Here is a 26,998-nt window from a genome sequence, read left to right on the forward strand (position 1 = left end):
AATATTAGTCTGGATATTGCATGATATCTTCTCCTAAAACCTCTTTTCTTATTAATGGGAGTTTTAATAATAACTTCTTCATTCCTTCTACATCCTGTTGTTCTGTATTGTGGGAATGATAGTCTTCAATTTTAGAGATATCTTCTACTCCTTCGGAGAAATACTGAGCGTAGTTCAGATCTCTGTTATCTGCAGGAATTCTGTAAAAGTCTCCCATATCTTCAGCTTTAATCATTTCCTCGCGTGTACATAGTGTTTCATAAAGTTTCTCACCATGTCTTGTACCAATGATTTTTACAGGAGTTTCTGACTTAAACATTTCCTTTAGAGCTGTTGCCAGATCCCCAATAGTTCCTGCAGGAGCTTTATTAACAAATAAGTCACCAGGATTTCCATGTTCAAAAGCAAATAATACTAAATCAACAGCTTCTTCCAATGACATTAAAAATCTTGTCATGTTCGGATCTGTTATAGTAATAGGATCTTCATTTTTGATCTGCTTTATAAATAATGGAATTACAGACCCCCTGGACGCCATTACATTTCCATATCTTGTAAGGCACACCACTGTCTCTTCCAGATTTCTTGAAGCAGCAACTGCTACTTTTTCCATCATGGCTTTGGAAATACCCATAGCATTAATAGGATATGCAGCTTTATCTGTACTAAGGCAGATTACCTTTTTTACTTTATTTTGAGCAGCTGCATCTATTACATTTTGAGTTCCTTCTACATTTGTTTTCACAGCCTGCATTGGGAAAAACTCACAAGATGGTACTTGTTTTAGTGCAGCAGCATGAAAAACATAGTCTACTCCTCTCATAGCGGGCTCTAGACTTTTATAATCTCTTACATCACCAATATAAAATTTCAGTTTATCATTTTTAAATTGGTTTCTCATATCATCCTGCTTCTTTTCATCACGGGAAAAGATTCGAATCTCTTTAAAATGCTCTGTATTTATAAACTTTCTTAAAACAGCAGTTCCAAATGAACCTGTTCCTCCGGTGATAAGAAGTACTTTATCTTTTATTTGCATGTGCTTTTGTTGTATATGGTTTATTTACTCTAAATAGGGTAAAATCTTCCATTATTATTTTATTAGTTTTTCCTTCTCTTCAAAAGTAGGATAATTTATTAAAACGGCTTTGTAAACTCCTTTGAATACAAAAAGGCTTCCTGCAGCAACACCTATAATCCCGTGCTTATTGATTACCTGCTTGATGTCATTCAATGTACCCGCACCCCCTAAAACAGTGAGAGGAAGGGAAATCTGCTCTCTAATTTTATCAATAAGTCCCATATCATATCCTTTCATCACCCCATCCTGGTCTATTGAATTGATAACAATTTCTCCAGCACCCAGTTTCTGTGCTTCCTCAACAAATTTAAAAGGATTGATTCCTGTAGCCTTTTTTCCATTATGGGTATATACTTCATATCCCCCAAAAAGTTTTTTCTTAACATCTAAAACAACGATTACACTTTGTGAACCCACTCTTTCTGCAATCTCTGTAATAAGTTTCGGATTTTGGAGTACAGCGGATGATAATGCAATTTTTTCAATTCCCAATCCAAAAATTCTCTGAGCCTGTTCTAAAGTCTTTACTCCTCCTCCATAGCATAAAGGCATTCTTGACTGATTAGCAATTCTTTCTATTAAGCTATAATTGGGTTCCAAACCTTTTGCTGTAGCATCAATATCAAAAATGGCAAGTTCGTCAACTTCTTTTTCATTAAAAATTCTTACCGCATTGATAGGATCTCCCACATATTTGGGATTTTTGAAATTAACAGTTTTTACAAGTCCGTTATCCTGGATCAGAAGACTCGGTATAATTCTTGGCCTTAGCATGTATATTTAAAGTTTTGCAAAGTTGTGTAATAAGATTTCACCATAATGGTGGCTTTTTTCCGGATGAAACTGTATTCCATATTTATTTTCATGGTGAGCTGCTGATGCAAATTCTCCAGCATAATCTGTAATTGCCATAATATCCTCCCGATTATTACAGTGAAAATAGTAGGTGTGAAGAAAATAAAAAATGGAGTTGTTTTCTAGACCTTTAAATAATTCAATATCTTTTACCGGCTTTACATCATTCCAGCCCATATGCGGAAGTCTGGTTACCTGATGAATTTTTGTTTCATCGAATTTTTTAACGGTAGCATCGATCCACTTCAAACCATCAAGTTTTCCTTCATCACTGTTATTAGCCATCATCTGCATTCCTACACAGATACCAATAACAGGGACTTTCTGCCCTAGTACAAGTTCGTCCAGTTTATCTCTCATTCCTGAATTGTTCAACTGGGTCATTGCATGGTCAAAGTGACCAACTCCCGGAAGGATAAGTTTTTCTGCTCCTTCAAGATCATCTTTTGTTTTCGCAATCTTTACGGGAACATCTACTCTTTTATATACATTAACGAAGGCATTGATATTTCCAACACCGTAATCAATAATTGTTATCATCTGAATAATCTTTTTTCAAGACCAAGTTTTCTCATAGTCTGTGCACCAATTCCTATAAGTGATCTTTTATTCTTATAATCATGATAGGTTTTATTTTCACCTTCAAATAACTTCTGAAGTTCGTCCGTAGTAAGGTCTAATTTATGGGCTACATATTCAAACTCTTTCTGTAAAAATTCTTCAGATAGTTCTGGTCTTGACACTCTATCTAATGCTTCTTCTCTTGTCATTTGTCCTGTCAGAATTAAACTCGAAAAATGAGCTCTTCTTTTTTGATATCCGAATTTTCTAGGTAGCCAATAATCTTCGAAAAATCTTGTAAATCTTGACTCGTGGTGTTTATGTTGGAAACTCTCCCATCCATACTTGTCAAGCAATAATTTTTCTACATCATTTTTAATATAAGGCAGACAGTTTAATGGTTTATAAACCTGCATTCCTAAGACATACTTATAGTAAAGTTTATAGCTCATTATATCGACTATAGGAAAAGATTTAAGATCTCTTTTACCGAATTTTTTATGAATATCCATGATCAAGGTTTTGTCTATCCCCGGATAAGCTCCCCATTCTTCGGGTTCTCTACAACATTCCGTTGAGAAATTCCCACCAGTAAGAACGTATTTAATTTTATTCTTTTTTGCGAATTTATAGAGTCCCGAAAAGAAAGCAATATCCTGAGGCATATCCTGATCTGCAATCTGTGATTTCAGGAAGGCAACCTGAAGGTCTTTCATTTCTTCCCAATTGATCACCTCTGTATATAAATCCAGATTAAGTCCGTTAACTAATTTTTCAATATTACTTACCGCTCGGTCTGTGTTCCAGCCAGCATCTACGTGAAAGATAAGAGGTCTAAGTCCCATTACTTCTTTCGCTACATAGGCGGCATATGAACTGTCTAGCCCCCCGCTAAGTCCTATAATACAGTCAAAGTCTCTATTCTTACCATCTTTTTTTATCTTCTCAGCCTCCTGTTCAAGTTCTTTGAGCCCCCTTTCATCGGTATGCCAGGTTGGTAAAATACTTTCTGTATAGTTAATATAATAATCACTTTCTCCTTTCTCATTAAAAACAATATTAGGATCTGAAGTATCCATAATTGTTTTGGTACATATCTGGTATGAAATATCTGGTTTTTTCATTTATTATTTATTGTCTTTATTTTATAAAATTATACAAAAGTTCGATTAATTAAATAATTCCAATCTAAATATTTAGCTCTCGTTTTTTTGGTTGCTTCCTTCATTTTATTGTAAGTATCATTATCTGATGTAATTTTTTGAATATATGCTTTCAAGTTTTCTTTACTAATTCCATCAGGTTTCATTTCCAATATTGCACCAAATTCATTAATATAATCAAGTGACTGTCCTCCAAAATCACCAATTATTAATGGAAGCTCAGATGCTATGGCCTGTAGCCATACTATTGATTGACTTGCAGGAAAAACAGCCAAATCAGAGGCTGATAAATATTCATATACCTGCTGATTATTTATCCACCCTGTAAAATGAATATTAGGATTGTTAGCAGCCAATTCGAATAATTCTTCCTTATATTTTTGATTATTTGTATCAGAATCTCCTACCACAATCAAATGAAGATTAGGATCATTAATTTCATTAAATACTTCAAGTAAAAGATCAATTCTCTTTAATGGTGCAAATTTTCCTCCAGAGAATATTACTTTTTGGTTATCTCTTAGCCCCAATTTATTTCTTATAATTTCTCTCTTGCCACTTTTTTTGATCTCTTCTACAAGATCTACATCTGCTCCTAATGGCAAAATCTCCATCTCGTCTTTATGGACACCATATAAATCTGTCAAAAAAGTTGCACTACCTGGTATAATTGGAAAGAATTTAGAGATATGTTTTCTAACAGGATCTAAATATATTTTTCTTCTTATGATTTTATGTAATACTTGTACAGAAATCCAGTTATTTCCTGAATTACTATAATCCGCGTGATAATCCATAATCATTTTAACTTGAGGATTTCTTTTTTTATAATCAAGCATTTCAAGCATATTAGGCATGATATCATGAATATATAGTAAATCTGGCTTAAATTCTTCTACTATGGAGGTAATATTAAGATACTTTTTTATTTTTCCAGCAAAATTAAACTTAAACGGTAGCTTTATAATCTTTGCTCCATGATCATAGTAGATCCTTTTCGGTTTAGAATTATCATGCTTGTTATTATAATAATCAAATACATTATCATAAGTTGAAGTAATTACCGTTACCTCATGTCCATGCTTTCTGTAATACTTTACTAAAAGATTTTCCTGATATTCTAAATTTTCTATATATAGCTCACAGAGCATAAGGATCTTCATTATTTTTTTATTATATTGTTATTATTAAGTAAAAACATAAAGAACAGTAGACCTCCAGAAATCAAAGTTGTAAAAAGAGATACGTTCATTAGAGCAACACAGGCAACGCTTATAAGTAAAATACCTAATATCTTATTGCTATTAGATGAAAAAGAATCATATAAATAAAATACAAAAGAACAAAAAATCCCAATGATGATCACCCCTATACAGCCTAGCGAAGATAGTCCGTCAGTAATGAAAAAATTAGCATTAGCATTAAATTTTTCAATATCTATGAAATAAGTACCCACTTCTATTCCTAACTGATCTTTATATGGATATTCCACAAGTTTATTAATAATGGAAATATGACTGAAATAAGTATAAGGATGATTTTCCAAAAAAACGTTATAATATACAGTCATCAATGTACTTGTATATAATGTTCTAAATAAGAAAATACCTGAAAAAGCAAAAACAATATCATTCACTATCGGTATATCAACAAATTCATTACAAAATAAAAGAACAGCCATAGGAATAATTATAAATTTAAAAAACCTAAAAATCTTCACTTTATTTGTTGATGAAAATAATTTAAATATTAAATAAATAAACACAATAGAAAAAATATACTGTTTATTAGCCATGGTCATATAAAGAATGATCAGACCAGAAATACCGATTATCTTTTTTACTTTATCATTTTGAATAAAACCTACGCTTAAAATAAATGGAAAAAAGGCATTACTCAACCATAATATAATATGACCAGCAAACGCAGATTGTTCTTGAATTTCTTGACCAGCAAAGCGGGTTTCATAAACTTCGTCTGACGCAAGAATATTAACAAACGTTAAGTTATCTCGATATAAGAAAACAATATAAGCCAACATTGTAAATACCAAGAAATATAGTAGAGTCCAAAACAGGCGATATGGCACATTAAATGGTTTAGGTTTAAATAGCTTCACTTTATAAAAGCAGCATAAAAATAAAAAACCCAAGCAATAACTGAATGAAATGATCAGTTTTTGTTCGAATATAATTTGTTTATCAAAAAAAGTACCGGTAATCATAGGTACATAAGTGAGTATATAAAGTACCCAAACACCAAACATACTTGGTCTGGTAATTTCTTTTGGTAAGAATATGGAAGGCAGTATTGCAAAAATAATATAAAAGCTCCAAATTCCTATTGACGGCTCATCACTTTCCAATCCAAAATAACCCCAAGTAGGCACAAGATAAGAATAGTAACCTATTCCTACTAAGATACTAAATATCAGAGAAGAAAAAATTAATTTATATCTGGATTCAAAATTTATAGTTTTTACATTCATCAATTTAAAATTAATTAGAATTTTTTTGTCTTGCAATTCTATAGGATAATGCTATAAAAACAATATTAAAAATCAGAGCGTTTATAGTAAATAAAATTAAAGATATGGAAGCATTATTAAAAATTTTAAACCCTAAGAAAATCATCACTCCCCCCATAACGGCATTCAAAAACTGAAGCCTCATAAGTATTTTTTGTCTCTCTCTGATATTAAATAAAACATTCAATGGGGTTGCAATAAATTCAACAAGTAACAAAACTGATAAAACTCTTGCAAATATTCCTGCTTCGTACCATTTTTCTCCAAATACTACAACAAAGAGATAAGGAGAAACCAAAAATAAAAATAGGTATATTGGTAAAGACATTACAATCAGTTTTTTAAATGTTGACTTATACAAGTCTACACAATTTCCATTCTTCCGGATTTCATCTATAGCTTCATTTCTAAAAACATTTCCAATAGCAGTCGTAATGACTATATTAGGAAGTCTAAGCATTCTATTCGCCATTGAAAAAAAACCTACAATGGTTGTACTATATAGTACAGAAAATAATATAGGTATAAATTGCTGGCTAGCTGTTAATGATAAATCAGAAAAAAGCATATATCTTGGAAAAGAAATATATTCTATTCCAAGTTGTTTTATACCATTAAATATAAAAAAGTCTTTCCTTAGATCCGATTCTGAAAGGATAATATACAAACTGGAAATAATCATTCCAAAAATCAAAGCGAATATCATTCCCTCGCTCAACTTCATCAAGCCAAGAACTACGCTACAAATTGTTGTAATAATAACCTGAAGAGCATTAGCAAATGTTATTTTCTTATATTTTTTTTTCCTCTGCAGCCAATAAACTGAACCTGAAAAAACAGCTATAAAAAATATATAAAGAGGAGCCAGATAAATCCACCAATAATTCAGAATCTGTAATTCTAATCGGTCAATGAAAAACTCTTTTAATATAAATATGATCCCTAAATATATTATTGAAACAAAAAATCCAATAAATAATATAAGCTGAAATAGTTTTTTAGCATCGTTATCTTTTTCAGGAAGTCCTATTGCCAACTCAAATCTTCCTGTTGAAACCACCGCCGAAATTACCATATAACTTGTAAAAAGAGATAGTAATCCAAATGCTTCTACTGAATAAAGCCTAGAAAGCAGTGGAGAAAAAGCAATAACAATAATCTGGCTAATAATAGTTCCACTAGCCAAAATCGCAACGTTCTTAAAAAACGAATTAGATTTTACTCTATCTATAATATATCTAAGATTCAAAATTATTTAAATAATTTTTCATTCATAATCTTTTTCTTAGCCAATGCTTTCGATATTTCTTCCGCAGGGCTTCCTATCACAGTCTGTCCGTCTTCAACATTCTTTACAACAACAGCAGATAATCCGATTGTAACATTATTTCCTATCTTTTTTTGATTGATAATTGATGAAGATGGAGCTACCCAAGTATTTTCACCAATCTGTACACTTCCTGCTACCATTGCATTAGCAATAACAAGACTATTTCTTCCTATCTGTACTCCATGAGCAATGTGAACAAGATTATCAACTTTTACATTATCCATCAGAATTGTACTTCCTAATACAGCCCTGTCTATACAAGTGTTATTTCCTATTTCTACATTATTTCCAATAACGACATTACCAATATGCGGTATAAAGACATATTCACCTGCTTCATCCTTTTCATATCCAAAACCCACTCCTCCGATTGTATTATTAGCTCCAATAATCACATTTTCTCCAATAATAGTATCATTCTTAATGGTTGTATGATGATCAATAGTTGTATAAGCTCCAATAATAGAGTTATCTTCTATTACAACATACTCTCCTACATAAACATCTTTTCCTATTTCAACATTATTCCCTATAACAGCTGTTCTGGAAATTCCTACTTTTTTTGCAGGCATAAAAAATTCAGTAAGAACCTTCTGAAAAGCTAATCTTGGGGTTTCAAACTGTAAATATGTACAGTCATTATTTATTACCTCTGGCAAACAACCACATATGATGATACCTTTTGAAATATTGTTAAGTTTATCACTAAACTTGGCAGATACCCACATAAGTACGTCATCCCTCTGATTTTCTTCATCTAACTGAATAGCATTAATAACACTTCTATCAATATTTCCTATTACCTCTACAGGTTTAAGCTTTTCAACTATTTCTCTAAGTATCACCATAAATATATTATTTTATCGAAAGTCTTACAACTTCAAAAGTTTCAGCATATTTTACTCCAAACTGTACTCCTCTTGCAACGGCTAAAGATCTGATAAAATCAGCACTCAAATAATCTCTAAACCCTTGCGATTTATATTCTTTTAAAGCATTGATTTTTCTACTGATATGCTTTTCTTCAAGAGATACATAGCTTTGGGTATTAAAAGAAAGATTGTTCCAAATAAGTTCATAACTAAAAATAGATTTAGTTTTGAATGCTCTTATCCCTTCATTTGCAATAGTAGAATGATCCTGATGAATATCATTGATACTTGGTATCAATATAAGGTCAATATCCGAATGAACTCTTTTAAATCTGATTAATTCCTCTAATATCTCCTGTCTTGCGTAGTTAAGCTTACGTACTTGATAATTAAAAATAATAACATTTTCTTCTTTAATCCCAAGAACCTTTGTAGCCGCTTTAACTTCAGTCTTCAGAATATCTTTAGGAAATCCTTCTGGTACAGATTCTTCTGCTGTAGAGAAAGCCATATAATAGACCTCAGCTCCTTCATCAACTAACTTTGAAATAAAACCACCTGCCCCTAATTCACCATCATCTGTATGGGGGGCTAACACTAAAACTTTTTTAAAGCTCATAATTGTTATTTTTTTTTAGAGCATAAATTCTTTCTATAATATCTACTACTTTCAACCCTTCCAAAGCGTTTGTTGTAATAGTATTTCTACCTTTTAGTACATCTACCACGTTTTCTATAATATAATGGTGATTGGCTGCTGAACCTTTATAAGCACCATAGTCATTCCCTGGGTTTGTAGGAGGAAGTTCCGGCATTACATAATCTTTCACATTACATACCTCTACTTTGTCCATATATTGTCCTCCGATTTTTATAGCCCCATTTTCTGCAATGATTGTCATTGAGCTTTCAAGATTCTGATTCCATACCGAAGTAGAATAGTTCAGTGCTCCCATACCTCCATTTACAAAATCAAAGCTAATGAATCCAGAGTCTTCAAAGTCAGTAAGGTCTTTGTGATTGAAATCTGCAAATTTCCCTTTAATATTGGTAATATCACCGAATAGCCAGTACATGATATCGATGAAGTGAGAGAACTGTGTGAACAGTGTCCCTCCATCCAAATCAAGTTTTCCATGCCAAGATTCCGGCTTATAATATCTGTCATCACGGTTCCAGTAGCAATTAAGCTGAACCATATATATTTCACCAAGCTTTCCGCTTTCTACCATCTCTTTTACCCATGCAGAAGGTGGAGAATAACGGTTTTGCATTACTGCAAAAACCTGCTTATGTTTGTGTAATGCCTGAAAGATCAGTTTTTCTGCATCCTGCTTGTTCAAAGCCATCGGCTTTTCTACAACAATATGTTTTCCGGCATCAATTGCTTTGTACGATTGCTCAAAGTGGAATCCGTTTGGAGAAGCGATATTGATTACATCCGCTTCAATTCCTGATTTTAAAAATTCATCTAGTGATGCAAAGAAAGGTACATCATAACTGTCGATTCCCAGTGCAGATTTATCTTTTACATCAATCAGAGCAACCAGTTCACACTCTTCATTTCTTGAGATCATTTCGGCATGTCTTTTTCCGATATGCCCGCAGCCTACGACTGCAAATTTTATTTTTTCAGCTATTTGCATCCTTGTTTAAATTTTCGAAACTTTATTATTGTCAAGTTGATATTGTTCTCCACTTTCTTCGCATACAGCGATGCCTTCTTCATTGAAATTAAGACGGTGTCCAAATTCGCTCATCCATCCCATTTGTCTTGCCGGATTTCCTACGACTAAAGCATAGTCTGGAACTTCTTTTGTGACTACGGCTCCTGCACCAATAAAGGCATACTTTCCGATATCGTGTCCACACACAATTGTTGCGTTGGCTCCAATGGAAGCACCTTTCCCTACATGGGTTTTTAAGTATTCATTTTTTCTGTTGACTGCACTTCTGGGATTGATCACATTGGTAAAAACCATGGAAGGTCCTAAAAAAACATCATCATCACAGATTACGCCTTCGTAGATGGAGACATTGTTCTGTACTTTTACATTTTTTCCTAAAATAACTTTAGGGGACACTACTACATTCTGGCCAATATTACATTTTTCTCCTAGAATACAATCAGGCATAATATGTGAAAAGTGCCAGATTTTAGTTCCGGCTCCTATTTTACATCCTTCATCTATAATAGCTGTTTCGTGTGCAAAAAAATCCGACATATTGTATTGATTGTTATTGATTAAAAAAGTTTTTGATCTCAGCAATAATATAATCTGAAGATTCCTGATCAAATTCTGTATGTACAGGAAGTGACAGTACCTCGGAACATAGCATTTCTGTAACCGGAAGACTGAATCCTTCTTCTACATATTGCTGAAAAGCTTCCTGCTTATATAACGGAAGCGGATAGTAGATCATACTTGGGATATTTTTTTCACCAAGATATTGTTGCAATTCATCTCTTTTTCCGTTTTTTACTCTTAATGTATATTGATGAAAAACATGGTTAGAATGTTTTGCTCTTTCAGGAATCTGAATGTCAGCAATACCCGCAAGGTTTTCATCATAATAAGAGGCCATTTTATTTCTGGCTTCTGAATATTCATCAAGCTTTGTAAGTTTCACTTTAAGAACAGCGGCCTGAATGGTATCTAATCTGGAGTTACATCCTAAAACTTTGTGATGATATTTTTTCTGCTGACCGTGGTTGGCAATCATTCTTATCTTTACTGCCAGTTCATCATCATTGGTCATCAAAGCTCCTCCATCTCCATAGCATCCTAAATTTTTGGAAGGGAAGAAAGAGGTACATCCGATGTGTCCTATCGTTCCGGTTTTCTTTACTGTACCATCTGAAAAGGTATAGTCTGAACCAATTGCCTGAGCGTTATCTTCAATTACAAAAAGGTTGTGTTTCTCTGCAAAATCGAGGATGTTTTCCATATTGGCACTTTGCCCATATAAATGAACGGGAACAATAGCCTTAGTATTGGAAGTAATGTATTTTTCTAATCCATTAAGTTCAATATCAAAGGTATTTTCCTCTACATCTACCATTACAGGCTTTAATCCCAAAAGACCAATAACTTCTGCTGTTGCTACATAAGTAAAGGCAGGGCAAAGAACTTCATCACCAGGCTTCAGGTCAAGTGCCATCATTGCGATCTGTAATGCGTCTGTACCATTGGCACAAGGAATGACGTGTTTTACGTCTAGATATTTTTCAAAATCCTGCTGAAATTCTTTTACTGCAGGACCATTGATGAACGCTGTATTATCAATACATTCCTGAATACCGGCATCAATTTCGTTTTTTATTTTCTGATATTGACCTTTAAGGTCAACCATTTGAATTTTCATATTTATATCTGTTTTGGATATCACACAGAAAGCGCAGGCTTTATTTTTCGATAAGCTCACTTATTTTGTTTCCAATGGCAAAGCATGAGGTTGCTGCAGGGGAAGGTGCATTTCTGACATGGATAATGTTTCCGTTTTTCACGATATCAAAATCATCAATTAATGCGCCGTTTCTGTCACACGCCTGTGCTCTTACTCCGGAACCTCCTGGCACAAGGTCGCTTTCCTGTATTTCAGGCATTAGTTTTTGTAAAGCTTTTGTAAACGCAGATTTCGAAAGAGAACGATGAACTTCTCCCATTCCTGTTTTTCCGTATTTGGCTACAATTTTTCTAAAACCTGGCCATGTTAAAGTCTGCATGGTTTCATTAAAATCAAAATCAAAAAATTGATAACCTTCTTTTCTGAATGCTAAAACGGCATTGGGGCCGGCTTCGATATTTCCGTCGATCATTCTTGTAAAATGAACGCCCAGGAAAGGGAAGCTTGGATCCGGTACAGGATAGATAAGATGCTTTACAAGATGCTTTTTCTCATCTTTTATTTTATAGTACTCTCCTCTGAAAGGAATGATAATGACATCATTCTTTTCGTTGGTCATTTTTGTGATTTTATCTGAGTAAAGCCCGGCACATGAAATGAGTTTCTTTGCTTTAAATTCTGACTGATCGGTTTTTATGATCACTTCAGAATCTTTATTAATAATGTTTTTTACTTCATTACTGAACTTCACTTCACCTCCCAGCTCTTCAAAGAGTTCTTTTATTTTTTTGGCAACGCCAGGGTAATCTATAATCCCGGTTTGTGGAACTTTAATGGCTTTTATTCCTTCGCAATGAGGTTCTATTTCGCGGAATTCTTCTCTGGAAAGATATTTCAGATCCTGAAGACCGTTTTCTACCCCTCTTTTATAGATGTTATCTAATAAGGGAAGTTCTTCCTGAGAAGTGGCCACGATAATTTTTCCACAAAGGTCATATTTGATTCCGTATTTTTCAGCAAAATTAATCACTGAATGATATCCTTCAATGCAGTTGGTTGCTTTAAGGCTTCCCGGCTTATAATATATCCCGCTATGAATTACTCCACTGTTGTGCCCAGACTGGTGTAATGCTACATCTTTTTCTTTTTCTAAAACAAGAATTTTAGAGTCAGGGTTTTTAAGTTTAGCCTGATACGCAGTGGCGAGTCCTACAAGACCTGCACCTACGATTACAATATCATAATTCATTGTCTTTTACAATCTTGCGTCTACCAAATTTCTGTCTAAACACGCTTTGGTATCAAACACCACTGCATTGTCTTTTTTCAGAGTGTTAAGATCCATTTCAAGGAACTCGTTGTGAGAAACTGCGATAATCAGAGAGTCATATTTTTTACCTTCAATAAGGGCATCCAGAATATTAATTCCATATTCATGATTCACTTCATCTTTGCTTGCCCAAGGGTCGTAAATATCTACATTCACTCCATAATCTGAAAGCTCTTTGTAGATGTCTACTACTTTGGTATTTCTTACATCGGGACAGTTTTCTTTAAAAGTAACACCCAAAATCAAAGCTTCTGAATCTTTGATCACCCCTCCTTTTGCAATAAGAAGCTTCACTACTTTAGAAGCAACGAATTTTGCGATAGAATCATTCACACGTCTACCTGATAAGATAACATCCGGGTGATATCCCAGCTGTTCTGCTTTATGAGCAAGGTAATAAGGATCTACCGATATACAGTGTCCTCCTACTAATCCTGGTTTATATTTAAGGAAGTTATATTTTGTTCCGGCAGCTTCCAGTACATCGTTAGTATCAATGCCTACTCTATCGAAAATCAGAGCCAGCTCATTCACAAAAGAAATGTTGACGTCTCTTTGTGCGTTTTCAATAGCTTTTGATGCTTCAGCTACTTTGATACTCGGTGCTTTGTGAGTACCTGCAGTAATAATTTTTTTATAAAGCTGATCTACTTCTACAGCAATTTCTTCGGTAGAACCAGAGGTTACTTTTTTAACACTTGTAAGAGTATTTACTTTATCTCCCGGGTTGATTCTTTCCGGAGAGTACCCTACAAAGAAATCTTCATTGAACTTCAGTTTTGAATATTTTTCTAAAACGGGAACACATTCTTCTTCTGTACATCCAGGAAAAACAGTAGATTCATAGATAATGATATCTCCTTTTTTAATAATTTCTCCCAACATTTTTGAAGCAGAAATCAAAGGGTTTAGATCTGGTGCATTGTATTTGTCAATAGGTGTAGGAACTGTTACAATAAAAACATTAGCATCCGAAATTTCAGAAAGCTGGCTTGTAGATCTATATCCTATAGTTCCGTTTGATTCTTTAAATCTTTCAAGGCCACTGTTCAATTTGTCAAGGTCAGCTTCAAGAGTGATATCCTGTCCATCATTAAGCTGCTCCACACGTTGTGCGTTGATATCAAATCCTAATACAGGATAGTGAGCAGCAAACTCCAGTGACAATGGAAGTCCTACATAGCCTTGTCCAATAACTGCTATTTTATATGTTTTCATCATTAACTAAGTTTATTTTTTAATTTTTCAAACCAAGATTTTTCAACATGATTATTATATCCGTAACCATATTTATTACTATAGCCAAAGTTTTCTCTATGTACATCATTTAAAACAAATCCAACATTCTTGATCTTCTTTTGATCAGTGTTAATATTTGCAAAATCAAGCAATGTCTTCTCTGTATATTTAGATCTTGATACGTAGATTGTAACATCTGCTAGATCAGCAATAAGGAATGTATCTGTAACCAGAAGCAATGGAGCAGTATCCAGAATGATATAATCATATTTTCCTTTCAACTCATCCAAAAGTATTTCAAAACGTCCATTGGATAATAATTCTGTTGGATTAGGTGGGATCATCCCTGAGTAGATTACATCCAAATGAGGATTAAAAGATGATACATGAATAATATCTTCAAGTCTAGTATGATCAGAGTAAAGAAATTCGGTCAGACCTGTAAGCCCTTTTCTCGCTGGATTATATCTTTGAAGTTGTGGGTTTCTAATATCTGAACCTATAATAATTGCCTTTTTTTTAGGATTAGCTAATGTTAAAGCTAAATTAACAGAAGTAAAAGTCTTCCCTTCTCCTTTTACTGTGGATGTTACAAATACAGTTTTACCCTTTTTATCTTTAGGAAGCATAAAATTCATATTTGTGATAAGAATTCTAAATGCTTCAGCCATTGGGGTAATATCATTTACTTTTACAATATCTGAATCTCCTTTTTCCAGGCTAGGAAGTTCTGCTATAATAGGTGCATGTACTAGTTTCTCTAAATCATATTTCGTAACAACTTTATTATTTAGAAGCTGAGATACATAAATAATAATGAAAGGCACCAACAATCCTAACACTAATGCTGCAATAAAGATAATATTACTTTTAGGAGAAATAGGTACTGCGGAAGCATAAGCGGCATCAATAATTTTCGCTTTTGGAGCTGTAATAGATTGCCCGATAGCTGTTTCTTCTCTTTTCTGAAGTAAAAGCAGGTACAAATTCTCTTTAATTTGTTGCTGTCTTTCTATACTTCTGAACATTTTTTCAATAGAAGGCAGCTTTGATATCTTCCCTGAAACTTTATTTTGTTCTCCTAGATATTCATTTCTGGCAAGTTCAAGACCTATTTTATTTCTTTGAAGGCTCTGCATAATAGAATTACGCATTCCATTTATTTGTTTTGTAACATCCACTACCGCTGGGTTTTCTGCTGTAGCAGATTCTAACAATCTATTTCTTTGTAGAACAAGTTGGTTGTATGTAGAAATACCAGAGGTTGCGTCAGGATTATTCAATCCAACATTTGCAGGTAAAACCTGATATTGCCCTTGTTTAGAAACATAACCTATTAATGCATTTGTAAGTTCCAATTGAGCATCAACATCCAATTGTTTAGCTCTTGCTGCTGCAGAGCTTTCCAAATTAATCTTAGCTTCTGTTTCTAAATCTGTAAGATTATTTTTTGATTTGAAACTTTCTTTCTGATTCTCTACCTCACCAAGTTCTCCAGATAATTTTTTGATTCTGTCTTCAATAAAATCTAGAGTCTTTCTTGATTCGGAGTTCTTATCTGAAATAGCATCACTATTATAAGCCACTACAAGGCTATTGATAATATCTTTTGCTTTTAATACCTGAGGGTATTTGTAAGCTAACTTCAAAACCGTAGTTTCCTTATTAACCAATGCTACAGTAAGAGGTCCCTGAAGACTGTTTACTTTAGCTTCCAGAGAAGAAATCTGAATGTCAAGATTCTTTGTATCTACTCCTTTAACTTCTGCTGGATTAAATTTAAGATTTTTTGTTATAATTATATTTGCATATGGTAAACTGATTGTCTTTCCATAAGTTGTAATAATATCTTTTTTAAGGTTCTCAGAACTTAATGTAAGCTTTTCTCCATCTATAGAAATTTTAACATTATTTGTCTGAAATTTACTCGGTTTTTCTGAAATTACTTTTACTTCAATAGGTGAAGTCTCTTTATACAGCTCTAAAGTCGAAATTCTTCCTTTTGCAATAATATTAGTTTGAAGGTTTTGATTAAGAATAACTTCACGCATCATCTTTTTCGACTTCAAAATTTCTATTTCATTGGCAATACTGTTTGTTTTAAGACCTCCAATTCCTGATAAATCAGGTAAAATGCCTAAATCATTTGCCATCATTGGCGAAGAAGAATTCTTTGCATCTTTGATTAATATCGTAGACTGTACATCATATACAGGAACCATAAATTTCAGTGAAATATATCCTATAATCAAAGCGGTAAATGCACTGAGAATAAACCACGGCCATCTTCGGATAAATGGTTTTATGATTTCATTGATATTAATATTGTTTGAGCTGTTTTCTGTTTCTGAAAATTGCGAAGATTGCTGGTTATCCATCAATTTTTATTTCTTATTAAATAAACTTACTACTACTGCTATGGCGGTAACACCTATGGAAATTGCTGTTAAGTAAAGTCCTGTGTTTGGGTTTTGTTTTGCGATAAGGTCTTTTGTATTATTAGAAGAAACAATAATTGCATCTCCTTGTTTTAGATTATAATACGGAGAATTAATAAGGTTTGCATCATGTAGGTTTACACGGCCATGTGTAACAACTCCATTCTCAGTTCTAATAACTAATACTTCTTCTCTTTTCCCATATACCGTCAAATCACCAGCAAGTCCTAAAGCATTCCATATAGTAGCCTGACCATTTGATATAGTATAATCGCCTTGTCTGTTTACTTCTCCTAGTACTGTAACTTTGAAATTGGCAAGCCTTACATTTACTGTTGGGTTAATAACATATTTTGTCATTCTTTCCCTTAGTTCATCCTTAAATTCAGTTAATGATTTATCAGTTGTATTTAGTTTTCCTAATATGGGAAAATCTATATTACCATTAGCATCTACAATATAAGTAGGCCCACTAAGTGTTGTTGCTCCTTGATTAGGAGTATTACCTCCCGCTAAGGTATTTGTCTGTATCAATTCAGAAGCAGAATAATTTTGATTGAACGATTTTACAACGTCCATATCTTTTGCAGTAACCAGAATTACTAACTGATCTCCGGTTTGGATTGTCGATTTTGAATTTTTTGCAGAAGCTTCCAAAGCTACGTTTTCTATATTCTGCATATAGTTCAAATCATTTTGAGCTTTCTGGTTAGTCTTACAAGAAACCAACAAAAATGCCAGAAATATTGCTAATGCTTTACCCTTCATATTTTAAAAATTGTACAAATATACATTTATATTTTTTACTTGTCTAGTGCCTCATAAATAGAATTATTGCTTCTAAATTCAGGGACAATTGTTTTCAATATTTTAACTACTTCCACCTTATCTCTTCTTAAAGAAGCCTTCGTAATTTGTTTAGTAAGTGTATCTATTTCCTCAAATCCCATGGAAGGATCTTTTGAGATCATAATCTTTTCATTATGGGTTGGAAGCGTTTTCGCGTCATCACTTAAAAGCTCTTCATACAACTTCTCACCAGGTCTTAATCCTGTATAGATAATTTTAATATCTATATTAGGTTCAAATCCTGATAACTTGATCATTCTTCTCGCCAAATCAAGAATCTTAACAGGTTCTCCCATATCAAATACAAAGATTTCTCCTCCTTCCCCCATTGTTCCTGCCTGAAGAACAAGCTCACAGGCTTCGGGAATGGTCATAAAGTATCTGACAATATCAGGATGGGTAATCGTCACCGGACCTCCCGCTTCAATCTGCTTTTTAAAGTGAGGAATAACAGAACCATTGGATCCTAATACGTTTCCAAATCTTGTTGTAATAAACTTGGTAACGTTCCCTTCTACATTCTGAAGAGATTGTACAAAAAGTTCGGCAGCACGCTTAGAAGCACCCATTACATTGGTAGGATTTACAGCTTTATCTGTAGATACCATTACAAATCTGTTTACTTTATATTTACTGGATAATCTTGCAACAATTTTAGAACCCAGAATATTAACAAAAATGGCTTCATGTGGATTTTCTTCCACCAAAGGTACATGTTTGTATGCCGCAGCATGATATACCATTGAGAAATTATAGTGCTGAAACAGAGACTCCATTCTGTGCTGGTTGGAAACATCTCCCAAAACAAATTTGAAAGCAATGTGAGGGAATTTATCTCTCATTTCCAACTCAATATCGTAAAGTGGGGTTTCAGCCTGATCCAGAACGACAATCAGTGAAGGATTGAAAAGAGCAACCTGTCTTACAATTTCGCTGCCAATAGAGCCTGCTCCACCGGTTACCAAAACTGTTTTTTCAGAATGTCTGCTTCTTACTTTTTCGTTTTGAATTTTAATAGGTTTTCTATTCAGTAAATCTTCAATCTGAAGATTTCGAATAGATCCACCAAGATCACTGTCTCTCAGTTTCTGTACAGACGGGGCTTTGAAAACATTCAGGTCTTTTTCCAGGAATAGGTTCACCCAGGAATTCACCTCGTCTCTTGCCATCATTTCTTTTACAATAAGTACCCCATCTATGATGAGTTCATCTTTCGAGTGTTCTTCAATTTTTTTCTTTTCATAAATAGGTTTCCCTAATAAAGATGCTCTTTTAGAATCCGTACGTTGAGTCAGAAATCCTACCACCTGATAAGGAAGGCTTGGATTATCCAAAATAGCACGAGCAATCGCTATCGATTGTTCATCAATTCCTAAAACCAGTATTCTTTTTTTCAGTGCACTTCTTCTGTACTCTCTTACGACATGGAAGAATTCTTTAACATAAAGCCTGAAAAGAAAAAGCCCCATGAATGAAATGACAAAATATAGGATCAGATAAGGAGTCATTATAAATTTACTCCCGGTAATCCAGAAATAAAACATATTGATGGTTCCCACCGCCAGCATCGTGCAAAAACAGGAGATAAGAAGTTTGAACAGGTCTATAAATGTAGAATGTCGGATGATACCGGCATATGTTTTAAAGAGATACATAAAAGCCGTATTCATTGCGATCATAAAGACAAATACGATACTTTTATCTTCATGATAAATAAATTCCCGCTGAGTAATTTTCTCGATAATGTAAGTAGAAAGAAACAGAGATATAACCAGAATAATAATATCTATTACGAGTACTATCCATCTAGGAAGATATCTTACGTCTGAGAGATTGACAACATTATCCCCTCCAAATATTTTTTTCCTAAGAGAATTATACATTGTCTTTATTTGTGTCCATATTTAATTAAAATAAAATATCTAATCAACCCGCCCACCAGCGATAATTCTGATACAATCATGCAAAAGTAAATAAATTTATCTCAATATGTTGAAATTCAAAAATAAATTTAATGTCTCTTTTTAAAATTCAACAATTTCATCTGATACAGCATAGTGCAGCGACAAAAATCATACCATAAAAACTCCTTGTAAGGTGATATGTGTTTATGAAGAGCAGCCTATATCAATTTTTTTTTATAAAAAATCCATTAAATCACTATTTATCAATCCCTTTAATAATTGATAAAATTATATAAAAAAAACATTATTCACATTTTAAAAATTATTAATATTTATTCAAAAATATTAATAATTTTTTCATACTCAAAACCTTTACTCATCAAATACTTTATCGTCTTAGTTTTTTTTTGATACTCTTTCAAACCAGATTGTCTAGCGTAGTAATCCTCAAAGATTTTTCGGATTGTATTGGTATAATCCTCATCAAATATCTCATCAAAACAGGAGCTGATGAGCCTTTCAGAAATCTGTTTTTGTTTCAGATTCATTTTGATTTTGTTTTTCCCCCAGTGTTTAATGTAAAACTTACCTCTGATGTAGCTTCGTGTGAATCTTTCCTCATTTAAAAAATTCTCTTTGAGGAGATAGAGCATGATTTCTTCTTTGGCTTCATCTATCAGTAGGAATTCTCTCATTTTCTGTTCCACTTCGTAATGGCAGCGATCCTGATAAACACAGTAGTTAACTAGTTTTTGTTTGATTTCGTCAAAGGTCAAAGTTTTTCTTTCCATTCGGTATAAAAAAAGAATGAGCTAACGCCCATTCTTTGTATTATATTGTAAAGCGCATTAATAGTTAAACAAAGCTTTACCTTCCATTAATTCGTTAACCTGCTTTCTTACAGATGCAAGTACTTCTTCATTTTTGATATTATCTACCACATCAGAAATTAATCCTGCAATAGTGTCCATATCATTTTCTTTAAGTCCTCTTGTCGTAATCGCAGCTGTTCCCAATCTGATACCAGACGTTGTGAAAGGTGATTTATCGTCAAAAGGAACCATATTTTTGTTACAAGTGATATCAGCAAGTACCAAAGCTTTTTCAGTTTCTTTACCGTTTACCCCCTTATTTCTAAGGTCTACCAGCATAAGGTGGTTATCTGTACCTCCGCTTACGATATCAAATCCTTTATTGATCATTGCTTTTGACAATGCCTGGGCATTAGCTCTCACCTGTTTTGCATACGTTTCGAACTGTCCGTCCAAAGCTTCTCCGAAAGCTACTGCTTTACCTGCAATTACGTGCTCAAGCGGACCTCCCTGAATTCCTGGGAATACAGCTCCATCCAACACCTGACTCATCATTTTTGTTTCTCCTTTTGGAGTTTTGTGACCGTACGTATTTTCGAAGTCTTTCCCCATCATGATCATTCCTCCTCTTGGTCCTCTTAACGTTTTGTGGGTAGTTGTAGTTACTACGTGGCAGTGCTCAAAAGGTGAGTTTAGTAATCCTTTGGCAACTAACCCTGCAGGGTGTGCAATGTCTGCCCAAAGTGTAGCTCCAATCTCATCAGCAATTTCTCTATATTTAGCATAATCAAGATCTCTTGAATAAGCAGAGAAACCAGCGATCAACATTTTTGGTCTTTCTCTCAATGCGACCTCTCTCATCTGATTGTAGTCGATAAGACCTGTTTCTTTTTCTACTCCATAAGAAACTACCTGATATTGAATTCCTGAGAAATTCACAGCAGAACCGTGAGTAAGGTGACCTCCCATGGAAAGGTCCATTCCCATGATCTTATCGCCTGGTTTCAAAACAGCAAGGTAAATAGCAGCATTCGCCTGAGAGCCAGAATGCGGCTGAACATTCACATAGTCAACACCAAAAAGCTCTTTTGCTCTGTTGATCGCTAATGTTTCAACCTCATCTACTACTTCACAACCTCCATAATATCTTTTTCCGGGATATCCTTCAGCATATTTGTTTGTCAGTACACTTCCCATCGCTTTCATTACGTTTTCAGAAACAAAGTTTTCTGATGCAATAAGCTCTAATCCATGGGTTTGTCTTTGTCTTTCTTTTTCAATCAGGTCGAAAATAATGTCCATTTTACTTTTAGTTTTTGAAATTTCCTCCCCAAATGTACGGAATTTTCAGTGAGATTATGATATTAAAAAAAATGATTTTTTAACGCAATCTATAGGAAAAGTAAAAAGATAATTATCCTATTTAAAAAAAATTATCCTATCAAAGAAAATTTCAAAATTCTTCTTCAGAGAGTTCTTTATTTACCATTGCTCCTGCAAAATTACCCTGAGCTGTTGCATTCGCTACAGACCTCATCATGGTCACGTTGTCTCCACAGGCAAAAACACCGGCAACTGTTGTTTTATGCATAAAATCCACTTTAATGAACCCTTGCTCTGTAAGTTCACAACCCAGATTTTCTGAAGCATCAAAATTTTGCTGAAATGGAATTTTAGCATACAATGCTTTCAATGGAACAGAAGCTCCGTTTTTGAAGACAATGGTTTTAAGGTTTCCTTTCTCATGTTCGATACGTTCAATTTCATCCTCATTGATACTGATATTGTTCTGAGCAAATTTATCGGACTGCCCTGTTGTAAGAGCCGATTTTCCATTGGTGAAGAGAGTCAGGTTTTTCGTCAGGTTAAAAACCAGTTTGGAAAATTCATAGGCCATTTCTCCATTGGCAAGAATCCCTGTTATTTCGTTCTTTACTTCGTAGCCATGACAGTACGGACAATGTATGACTGATATCCCCCAACATTCAGCAAATCCCGGAATATCCGGCATCACATCTTTAACTCCTGAGGCAAGAATTATTTTTTTTGCCCCAAACTTGTCTCCGGATACTGTTTCCACCTCAAAACCGTTTTCTTTTTTTATAGCTTTTAAAGCTGTTCCTTCGTAAAAATGGATGGTATTATATTTTTCAACATCTTTTTTCGCAAGCTCGCCTATTTCTTTCGGTGTTTTTCCGTCGTGGGTAATAAAGTTATGAGAATGTGGAGTCTGCCTGTTGCAAGGCTTATTGTCATTGATCATTAAAACGTTTCTTAGAGATCTTCCTAAAGCCATTCCTGCAGATAATCCGGCATAGCTTCCTCCTATAATGATGACATCGAAGTTTTTATTTTGCATAGTTGATAATTGATCGTTACTGCTGCAAAGTTAAAACAAAAATCACTATTGCAACAAAATTGCAATAGTGATTTTCTATTTTGTTTTAAGGAATTTAAAAATAACTCTTATACTATCTGCTTCTAATTTTTATCATTTCATCTTGCAGTCTTTTCCGTATATCTATTTTTGCTCCTTCAAAGCTGAAAACTACAGTTCCCTTTTCTCTTGCAAACTTATTATCAACAAAACCTACTATCTTAGAATGTTCAAAAAAAGCTCCTGTTTTTTGCAGTTCATCTTCGGGACGATCTTTTACTCTGATCAGGTTTTTATAATTTTTACTTAAATCAAACCAATTGATATAATCTGCATTGAATGAAACTGCCTTTATTCCTTTGGTTGAGTAATAATTAATAGCTCCTGCCTGTCCGTAATTATCACAAAGCACGAGTGTATTTCCTGTTTTTGACAAGCTGGCATATTCATTATCTACTTTTTGAGCCAATTCTTTCCAGCCAAGCATATCAGCAAAATCCTGAGGTAAAGCATGATCTTTTCCGTCTTCCCAACGCAAGTCACCAAATCTCGAATAGATTTCCGGATGGCTCGCAATAAATTCCGGACTTTTATTAGGAAATGAAACATTATACATAGGAATAAACAAAATTACCGGATGCAGAAGGCAAACGGGTTGAAGAAAACGTTTCCATCCATTCTTAAGAAGATGCCCAAGGTAAACAGAGCCAAAAGCTATATAAATAGGATAAAGTCCAATTGCATAGTAGTTTTTTGCTTTAAAAAAGACAAACAATCCAATTGTTATAACAAATCCCCAGAAGAAAAAACTCAATTTTTCAAATGGTTTGTAAAACAACAGAGCATAAAAACCAAAAAGAATCACAAAAGTGACACCTATAAAGAAAAGAAGTTGAGATTTGAAAAAATCAAATCTGTTTACATTCACCAATTGCGTGTCTGCAAGTTCCTTCATATGATGAATAACCGGAAAACCATTGTTGTACTGCCAAAGAAGATTAGGTAAAATAATTATAAGAGCTAAAAGCGCAGCACCATACAGATGAGGATTGGCAAAAATTTTTCTTTGTTTTGTCATCAAGAGTGCCGGGGCAAAACCTAATGCAAGAAATGCAATATTATATTTGCTCAAAATCCCTATTCCAAAAACGAGCCCTCCCCAGTAAAGCCACTTGATTTTCTCTGTATTTACGTATAATATCAGAATATAAAAGAAAAGAGTCCAAAAAAGTATATCCATCGAATTAGGCTGAAACAGCATATTGATGCGAAGTAAGACGGAAAACAGTAGTCCTAAAGAAGCCAGTACAAGTGCAAAAAGGCTTCCTTTTAATTCTTCAATAGTTTTCCAGACGATAACCATTGTGAAAGCCCCCAATAAAGCGGGAAAAAACTTCACCCAAAATTCAGAGTTACCCAATGCTTTGATGAGCCATGCCAACCACGAGCTCACGGGTGGAACCGATAAATATCCCCATGCCAGATGATTCGCCTGATCCAAATGCAGGTATTCATCTCTCTGCAATTCATACTCCGGGTTGATCAGGATATATTGAAGAACAAATTTTGCAACAATAAAAAGCAAAAGTATCAGGTACCGTTTTTTCATATGTTATAATTAATAATTAAATGTAAGACATTTTATTGCGGCTTTTCGTTACATATTTTCTTTAAAATTTTTATTATGCATAAAAAAATCCTGAAGAAAGCTCTTCAGGATGTAACAGTTTAAAAGTATATAGTGTCGTTTATTATTTTGCTTTTGACTTTTCTTTTAATTCTTCTTTGTCTTTATCTGATGGGTTCCAAACTTTTACTTCAGAATCTTTTGTAACCTCTGATCCTGGAAGAACCTGAACATTGATACCATCGCTTGCTCCAAGTTTAACATACACTTTCTTGAATTTTCCATCTTTTTGTTTTACTTCTACAAAAGGAACATCTTTACCTTGTTTCTTTTCGTACTGTACCAAAGACTCATCCAGAAGAAGTGCATTTTTCTGAGAACTTAAAACGATTTCTCCGTTGGCAGAGAAACCAGCTCTGATGTATTCGTTATTAGGATTGCTTACATTACCTTCTACCGGAAACTTGATTGTCCCTGCATTATCTTTTCCTTTAGGTGCAATCATCGTCAGTTTACCAGGGAAAGTTTTGTTTTGTAAAGCTCCGATTACGATATTCATATCCATTCCTTGGCTTAGTTTTCCTGCTTGCGCCTCGTCAATTTCTCCTTTAAAGATCAACGCATTCAAATCTGCTACTGAGCAGATGGTAGTTCCTGCATTAAAGTTATTCGCTTCGATCACCTGGCTTCCCGGTTTCACAGGAACTTCAAGTACGGTACCTGAAGCTTTGGAACGGATCTCGGTAGTGGCTAATCCTTGTCCCTGAAGTTCAGGAGTAGCTCCTGTTTTAGCAATCTGTAATCTTTTTTGTGCAGTATTCAATTGCTGTTGAGCATTTTTCAAAGTTTGCTGCTGAGAGAATAACTGCTGCTGGGAATTAAGAAACTCCTGCTTGGAGGCAACTCCCTGTTTGTAAAGTTTTTCCTGCATTTCAAACTGCTTCTGCATATTACCTACATTCATCTGCGCATTATTGATCTGGATCTGCGCATTCTGAACTTCCTGCTGTGCAGCATTCACTTCAGAGATACTTGGAACAATTTTTACTGTAGCAATAAGCTGTCCTGCTTCTACTTTATCTCCTTCTTTCACCAAAATCTTGTCTATAATCCCAGCGATGTTGGGCTTAATTTCAATTTCCTCTTTGGGAACAATTTTTCCTGTTGCCATCACCTTGTCATCCATATTCTGCACGGTAGGTTTACGAGTAAGAAAAGCTTCTCCTTCTTTTGAGTTTGATTTCACAAAATAGCTAATCCCTGAGAACAATGCCACTGCAAAGAAAAGCCCCAACACAATATAAATGGCTTTTTTCCAAGTGAATTTCTTTTTCATATGTATAGTTTATTTTTTATTAAAAATTGAATGATTTAAAAATGAAAAGATGAATGAGTTGATCATTTGTTAATTATTTATTCTGTTCTTAAAGCTTCAATAGGTCTTATCTTTACAGCTCTCTGCGCAGGAATCATTCCTATTACCAATCCCAAGACTACCATTACTCCCATTGCGGCAAAAACATTTCCATAATTCACTGTCGGATTATAGAATGGGAAGGAATCCTGACCTTGGGTAAGCGTATTTAAGATCATCAAAACAAAAATTCCAGACATAAAACCCAACAGCCCCGAGGAGAGTGTAATAACAACACTTTCCAGCAAAATTTGATTTCTTACTTCGGATGGCTTCGCTCCTAAAGCTCTTCTGATTCCTATTTCTTTGGTTCTTTCTTTTACGGTAATCAACAGGATATTTGAAATGGCTATTACTCCGGCAAGAATCGTAAGTGTCCCTACAATAATAGTCAGTAATTGCATTCCGGTAAGAAAACCTGTCAGTTTTTTAAATTCTTTTCCCAGGTTAAAGCTTCCAAAAGCATTGGTATCTTCCGGAGATACTTTATTTTTTGTTTTTAAAACCTGCTTTACATCTTCTTCTACATCATTAACGTTGGCGTTTGGTTTACTTACAATGGCAAACATATCAATCTGATCTCCGGCATTGTACATTTTAGTATAAGTAGAAAGGGGAATAAATGCTGTCTGGTCGTTTTCAAAACCACCTCCTTTTTTCACTCTAAATACTCCAATAACATTAAAGAACAATCCTTTGATATTAATAGACTGACCGATTGGGTTTTCTTTTTTCTTAGAATCGAAGAAGTTTTTATAAATTTCTTCCCCTATCACCACTACATTTTTATTTCCTGAAACATCGGCATCGTTGATGTATCGTCCGAAAATAAGTTTCTTTTCTGAAATTTTATTTCCTACAGAATAATCCCCTGTCAGAGAATAGGTAGCACTTTTACCATTTCTGGACATTGCTTCTCCCGGGGTTCCTGTAAAGCTTCCTCTTGCATTCTGAGGTGATATATAGTCTACCTGTGTTACTTTTCTTTTCAGCATTTCCATATCGGATAAGTTCAAGTGAACTTCTCTGCCTTTGGGAAATCCTTCGTAAGGAATAGAGGTTTTCTGTGCCCATAGAAAGATGGAATTGGTAGCAAAGCCTGAAAACAGTTTATCGAAACCGTTCTCCATTCCTTTGGCTGCACCAAGAAGGCTTACATATAAAAACATCCCCCATCCTACTCCAATCATGGTAAGAAACGTACGAAGTTTATTATTCCTTAATGAATAATAGATCTCCTGCCAAGTGTCTTTTTTAAATATGATATTCAC

The 26,998-nt window shown here is 34.2% G+C and carries 23 protein-coding genes; all 23 read right to left on the minus strand.

All coding sequences use genetic code 11. The annotated features are described in order from the left end of the window. Positions 1-4: 4 nt before the first annotated feature. The 23 genes from ACQ76T_RS17180 to ACQ76T_RS17290 all read right to left on the minus strand — a co-directional run bounded on the left by ACQ76T_RS17180 (position 5) and on the right by ACQ76T_RS17290 (position 26,998). Positions 5-1,039 carry a polysaccharide biosynthesis protein gene (locus ACQ76T_RS17180; protein ID WP_431344486.1) on the minus strand — a complete coding sequence of 345 codons (1,035 nt, stop codon included), beginning with the start codon at positions 1,037-1,039 and terminating at the stop codon, positions 5-7. A 54-nt stretch (positions 1,040-1,093) separates the two neighbouring features. Continuing rightward, a complete protein-coding gene (locus ACQ76T_RS17185) occupies positions 1,094-1,855 on the minus strand; it encodes an AglZ/HisF2 family acetamidino modification protein (protein ID WP_431344487.1) in 762 nt (253 codons plus the stop codon). Between the two features lie 6 nt (positions 1,856-1,861). Then, positions 1,862-2,476, minus strand: a complete 615-nt coding sequence (gene hisH, locus ACQ76T_RS17190) for an imidazole glycerol phosphate synthase subunit HisH (RefSeq protein ID WP_431344488.1) — start codon at positions 2,474-2,476, stop codon at positions 1,862-1,864. Further along, positions 2,473-3,621, minus strand: coding sequence for an N-acetyl sugar amidotransferase (locus ACQ76T_RS17195; protein WP_431344489.1), 1,149 nt, complete (start codon positions 3,619-3,621; stop codon positions 2,473-2,475). Before ACQ76T_RS17195 ends, hisH begins: the two co-directional genes overlap by 4 nt. A 29-nt stretch (positions 3,622-3,650) precedes the next feature. Further along, positions 3,651-4,823: a glycosyltransferase family 4 protein gene (locus tag ACQ76T_RS17200; protein ID WP_431344490.1), complete on the minus strand. Its 1,173-nt coding sequence runs from the start codon at positions 4,821-4,823 to the stop codon at positions 3,651-3,653. Further along, positions 4,823-6,148, minus strand: a complete 1,326-nt coding sequence (locus tag ACQ76T_RS17205; RefSeq protein WP_431344491.1) for a hypothetical protein — start codon at positions 6,146-6,148, stop codon at positions 4,823-4,825. Before ACQ76T_RS17205 ends, ACQ76T_RS17200 begins: the two co-directional genes overlap by 1 nt. Before the next feature lie 10 nt (positions 6,149-6,158). After that, positions 6,159-7,436, minus strand: coding sequence for a lipopolysaccharide biosynthesis protein (locus tag ACQ76T_RS17210; RefSeq protein ID WP_431344492.1), 1,278 nt, complete (start codon positions 7,434-7,436; stop codon positions 6,159-6,161). Positions 7,437-7,438: 2 nt separating this feature from the next. Continuing rightward, a complete protein-coding gene (locus ACQ76T_RS17215) occupies positions 7,439-8,365 on the minus strand; it encodes a hypothetical protein (protein WP_431344493.1) in 927 nt (308 codons plus the stop codon). A gap of 7 nt (positions 8,366-8,372) precedes the next feature. Further along, on the minus strand, positions 8,373-9,008 hold the full coding sequence (locus tag ACQ76T_RS17220; protein WP_431344494.1) for a PIG-L deacetylase family protein: 636 nt from the start codon (positions 9,006-9,008) through the stop codon (positions 8,373-8,375). Then, entirely contained in the window at positions 8,998-10,035 is a 1,038-nt protein-coding gene (locus tag ACQ76T_RS17225; RefSeq protein WP_431344495.1) for a Gfo/Idh/MocA family protein, read from the minus strand. The genes ACQ76T_RS17220 and ACQ76T_RS17225 overlap by 11 nt, the downstream gene beginning before the upstream one ends. A gap of 6 nt (positions 10,036-10,041) precedes the next feature. After that, positions 10,042-10,614, minus strand: a complete 573-nt coding sequence (locus ACQ76T_RS17230) for an acyltransferase (protein WP_422693766.1) — start codon at positions 10,612-10,614, stop codon at positions 10,042-10,044. Between the two features lie 13 nt (positions 10,615-10,627). Then, positions 10,628-11,755 carry a DegT/DnrJ/EryC1/StrS family aminotransferase gene (locus tag ACQ76T_RS17235; protein ID WP_431344496.1) on the minus strand — a complete coding sequence of 376 codons (1,128 nt, stop codon included), beginning with the start codon at positions 11,753-11,755 and terminating at the stop codon, positions 10,628-10,630. Between the two features lie 40 nt (positions 11,756-11,795). After that, entirely contained in the window at positions 11,796-12,986 is a 1,191-nt protein-coding gene (gene lhgO / locus ACQ76T_RS17240) for an L-2-hydroxyglutarate oxidase (protein ID WP_431344497.1), read from the minus strand. Positions 12,987-12,992: 6 nt separating this feature from the next. After that, positions 12,993-14,288 carry a nucleotide sugar dehydrogenase gene (locus tag ACQ76T_RS17245; protein WP_431344498.1) on the minus strand — a complete coding sequence of 432 codons (1,296 nt, stop codon included), beginning with the start codon at positions 14,286-14,288 and terminating at the stop codon, positions 12,993-12,995. Beyond that, positions 14,288-16,684, minus strand: coding sequence for a GumC family protein (locus tag ACQ76T_RS17250; protein WP_431344499.1), 2,397 nt, complete (start codon positions 16,682-16,684; stop codon positions 14,288-14,290). Before ACQ76T_RS17250 ends, ACQ76T_RS17245 begins: the two co-directional genes overlap by 1 nt. A 6-nt stretch (positions 16,685-16,690) precedes the next feature. Next, on the minus strand, positions 16,691-17,512 hold the full coding sequence (locus ACQ76T_RS17255; RefSeq protein ID WP_431344500.1) for a polysaccharide biosynthesis/export family protein: 822 nt from the start codon (positions 17,510-17,512) through the stop codon (positions 16,691-16,693). Between the two features lie 35 nt (positions 17,513-17,547). Beyond that, positions 17,548-19,476, minus strand: a complete 1,929-nt coding sequence (locus tag ACQ76T_RS17260) for a polysaccharide biosynthesis protein (RefSeq protein WP_431344501.1) — start codon at positions 19,474-19,476, stop codon at positions 17,548-17,550. A gap of 353 nt (positions 19,477-19,829) precedes the next feature. After that, entirely contained in the window at positions 19,830-20,288 is a 459-nt protein-coding gene (locus tag ACQ76T_RS17265; RefSeq protein WP_431344502.1) for a regulatory protein RecX, read from the minus strand. A gap of 57 nt (positions 20,289-20,345) precedes the next feature. Next, on the minus strand, positions 20,346-21,611 hold the full coding sequence (gene glyA / locus ACQ76T_RS17270) for a serine hydroxymethyltransferase (protein WP_431344503.1): 1,266 nt from the start codon (positions 21,609-21,611) through the stop codon (positions 20,346-20,348). A 151-nt stretch (positions 21,612-21,762) separates the two neighbouring features. Then, positions 21,763-22,668, minus strand: coding sequence for an NAD(P)/FAD-dependent oxidoreductase (locus tag ACQ76T_RS17275; protein ID WP_431344504.1), 906 nt, complete (start codon positions 22,666-22,668; stop codon positions 21,763-21,765). Positions 22,669-22,780: 112 nt separating this feature from the next. Continuing rightward, positions 22,781-24,295, minus strand: coding sequence for a glycosyltransferase family 39 protein (locus tag ACQ76T_RS17280; RefSeq protein ID WP_431344505.1), 1,515 nt, complete (start codon positions 24,293-24,295; stop codon positions 22,781-22,783). A 142-nt stretch (positions 24,296-24,437) separates the two neighbouring features. Beyond that, positions 24,438-25,649 carry an efflux RND transporter periplasmic adaptor subunit gene (locus ACQ76T_RS17285; RefSeq protein ID WP_431344506.1) on the minus strand — a complete coding sequence of 404 codons (1,212 nt, stop codon included), beginning with the start codon at positions 25,647-25,649 and terminating at the stop codon, positions 24,438-24,440. A gap of 77 nt (positions 25,650-25,726) precedes the next feature. Continuing rightward, the gene (locus tag ACQ76T_RS17290; protein WP_431344507.1) at positions 25,727-26,998 is read right to left on the minus strand and encodes an ABC transporter permease; all 1,272 of its coding nucleotides are present in this window, start codon (positions 26,996-26,998) and stop codon (positions 25,727-25,729) included.

Origin of the sequence: Chryseobacterium sp. JK1, from assembly GCF_050632815.1 — a bacterium.
Classification (GTDB): Bacteria; Bacteroidota; Bacteroidia; order Flavobacteriales; family Weeksellaceae; genus Chryseobacterium.

Coding starts and splice junctions, on each gene's coding strand:
- ACQ76T_RS17180 (WP_431344486.1), bottom strand. CDS start 1,039: ATGCAAATAAAAGATAAAGTACTTCTTATCACCGGAGGAACAGGTTCA.
- ACQ76T_RS17185 (WP_431344487.1), bottom strand. CDS start 1,855: ATGCTAAGGCCAAGAATTATACCGAGTCTTCTGATCCAGGATAACGGA.
- hisH (WP_431344488.1), bottom strand. CDS start 2,476: ATGATAACAATTATTGATTACGGTGTTGGAAATATCAATGCCTTCGTT.
- ACQ76T_RS17195 (WP_431344489.1), bottom strand. CDS start 3,621: ATGAAAAAACCAGATATTTCATACCAGATATGTACCAAAACAATTATG.
- ACQ76T_RS17200 (WP_431344490.1), bottom strand. CDS start 4,823: ATGAAGATCCTTATGCTCTGTGAGCTATATATAGAAAATTTAGAATAT.
- ACQ76T_RS17205 (WP_431344491.1), bottom strand. CDS start 6,148: ATGAATGTAAAAACTATAAATTTTGAATCCAGATATAAATTAATTTTT.
- ACQ76T_RS17215 (WP_431344493.1), bottom strand. CDS start 8,365: ATGGTGATACTTAGAGAAATAGTTGAAAAGCTTAAACCTGTAGAGGTA.
- ACQ76T_RS17220 (WP_431344494.1), bottom strand. CDS start 9,008: ATGAGCTTTAAAAAAGTTTTAGTGTTAGCCCCCCATACAGATGATGGT.
- ACQ76T_RS17225 (WP_431344495.1), bottom strand. CDS start 10,035: ATGCAAATAGCTGAAAAAATAAAATTTGCAGTCGTAGGCTGCGGGCAT.
- ACQ76T_RS17230 (WP_422693766.1), bottom strand. CDS start 10,614: ATGTCGGATTTTTTTGCACACGAAACAGCTATTATAGATGAAGGATGT.
- ACQ76T_RS17235 (WP_431344496.1), bottom strand. CDS start 11,755: ATGAAAATTCAAATGGTTGACCTTAAAGGTCAATATCAGAAAATAAAA.
- lhgO (WP_431344497.1), bottom strand. CDS start 12,986: ATGAATTATGATATTGTAATCGTAGGTGCAGGTCTTGTAGGACTCGCC.
- ACQ76T_RS17245 (WP_431344498.1), bottom strand. CDS start 14,288: ATGATGAAAACATATAAAATAGCAGTTATTGGACAAGGCTATGTAGGA.
- ACQ76T_RS17250 (WP_431344499.1), bottom strand. CDS start 16,684: ATGGATAACCAGCAATCTTCGCAATTTTCAGAAACAGAAAACAGCTCA.
- ACQ76T_RS17255 (WP_431344500.1), bottom strand. CDS start 17,512: ATGAAGGGTAAAGCATTAGCAATATTTCTGGCATTTTTGTTGGTTTCT.
- ACQ76T_RS17260 (WP_431344501.1), bottom strand. CDS start 19,476: ATGTATAATTCTCTTAGGAAAAAAATATTTGGAGGGGATAATGTTGTC.
- ACQ76T_RS17265 (WP_431344502.1), bottom strand. CDS start 20,288: ATGGAAAGAAAAACTTTGACCTTTGACGAAATCAAACAAAAACTAGTT.
- glyA (WP_431344503.1), bottom strand. CDS start 21,611: ATGGACATTATTTTCGACCTGATTGAAAAAGAAAGACAAAGACAAACC.
- ACQ76T_RS17275 (WP_431344504.1), bottom strand. CDS start 22,668: ATGCAAAATAAAAACTTCGATGTCATCATTATAGGAGGAAGCTATGCC.
- ACQ76T_RS17280 (WP_431344505.1), bottom strand. CDS start 24,295: ATGAAAAAACGGTACCTGATACTTTTGCTTTTTATTGTTGCAAAATTT.
- ACQ76T_RS17285 (WP_431344506.1), bottom strand. CDS start 25,649: ATGAAAAAGAAATTCACTTGGAAAAAAGCCATTTATATTGTGTTGGGG.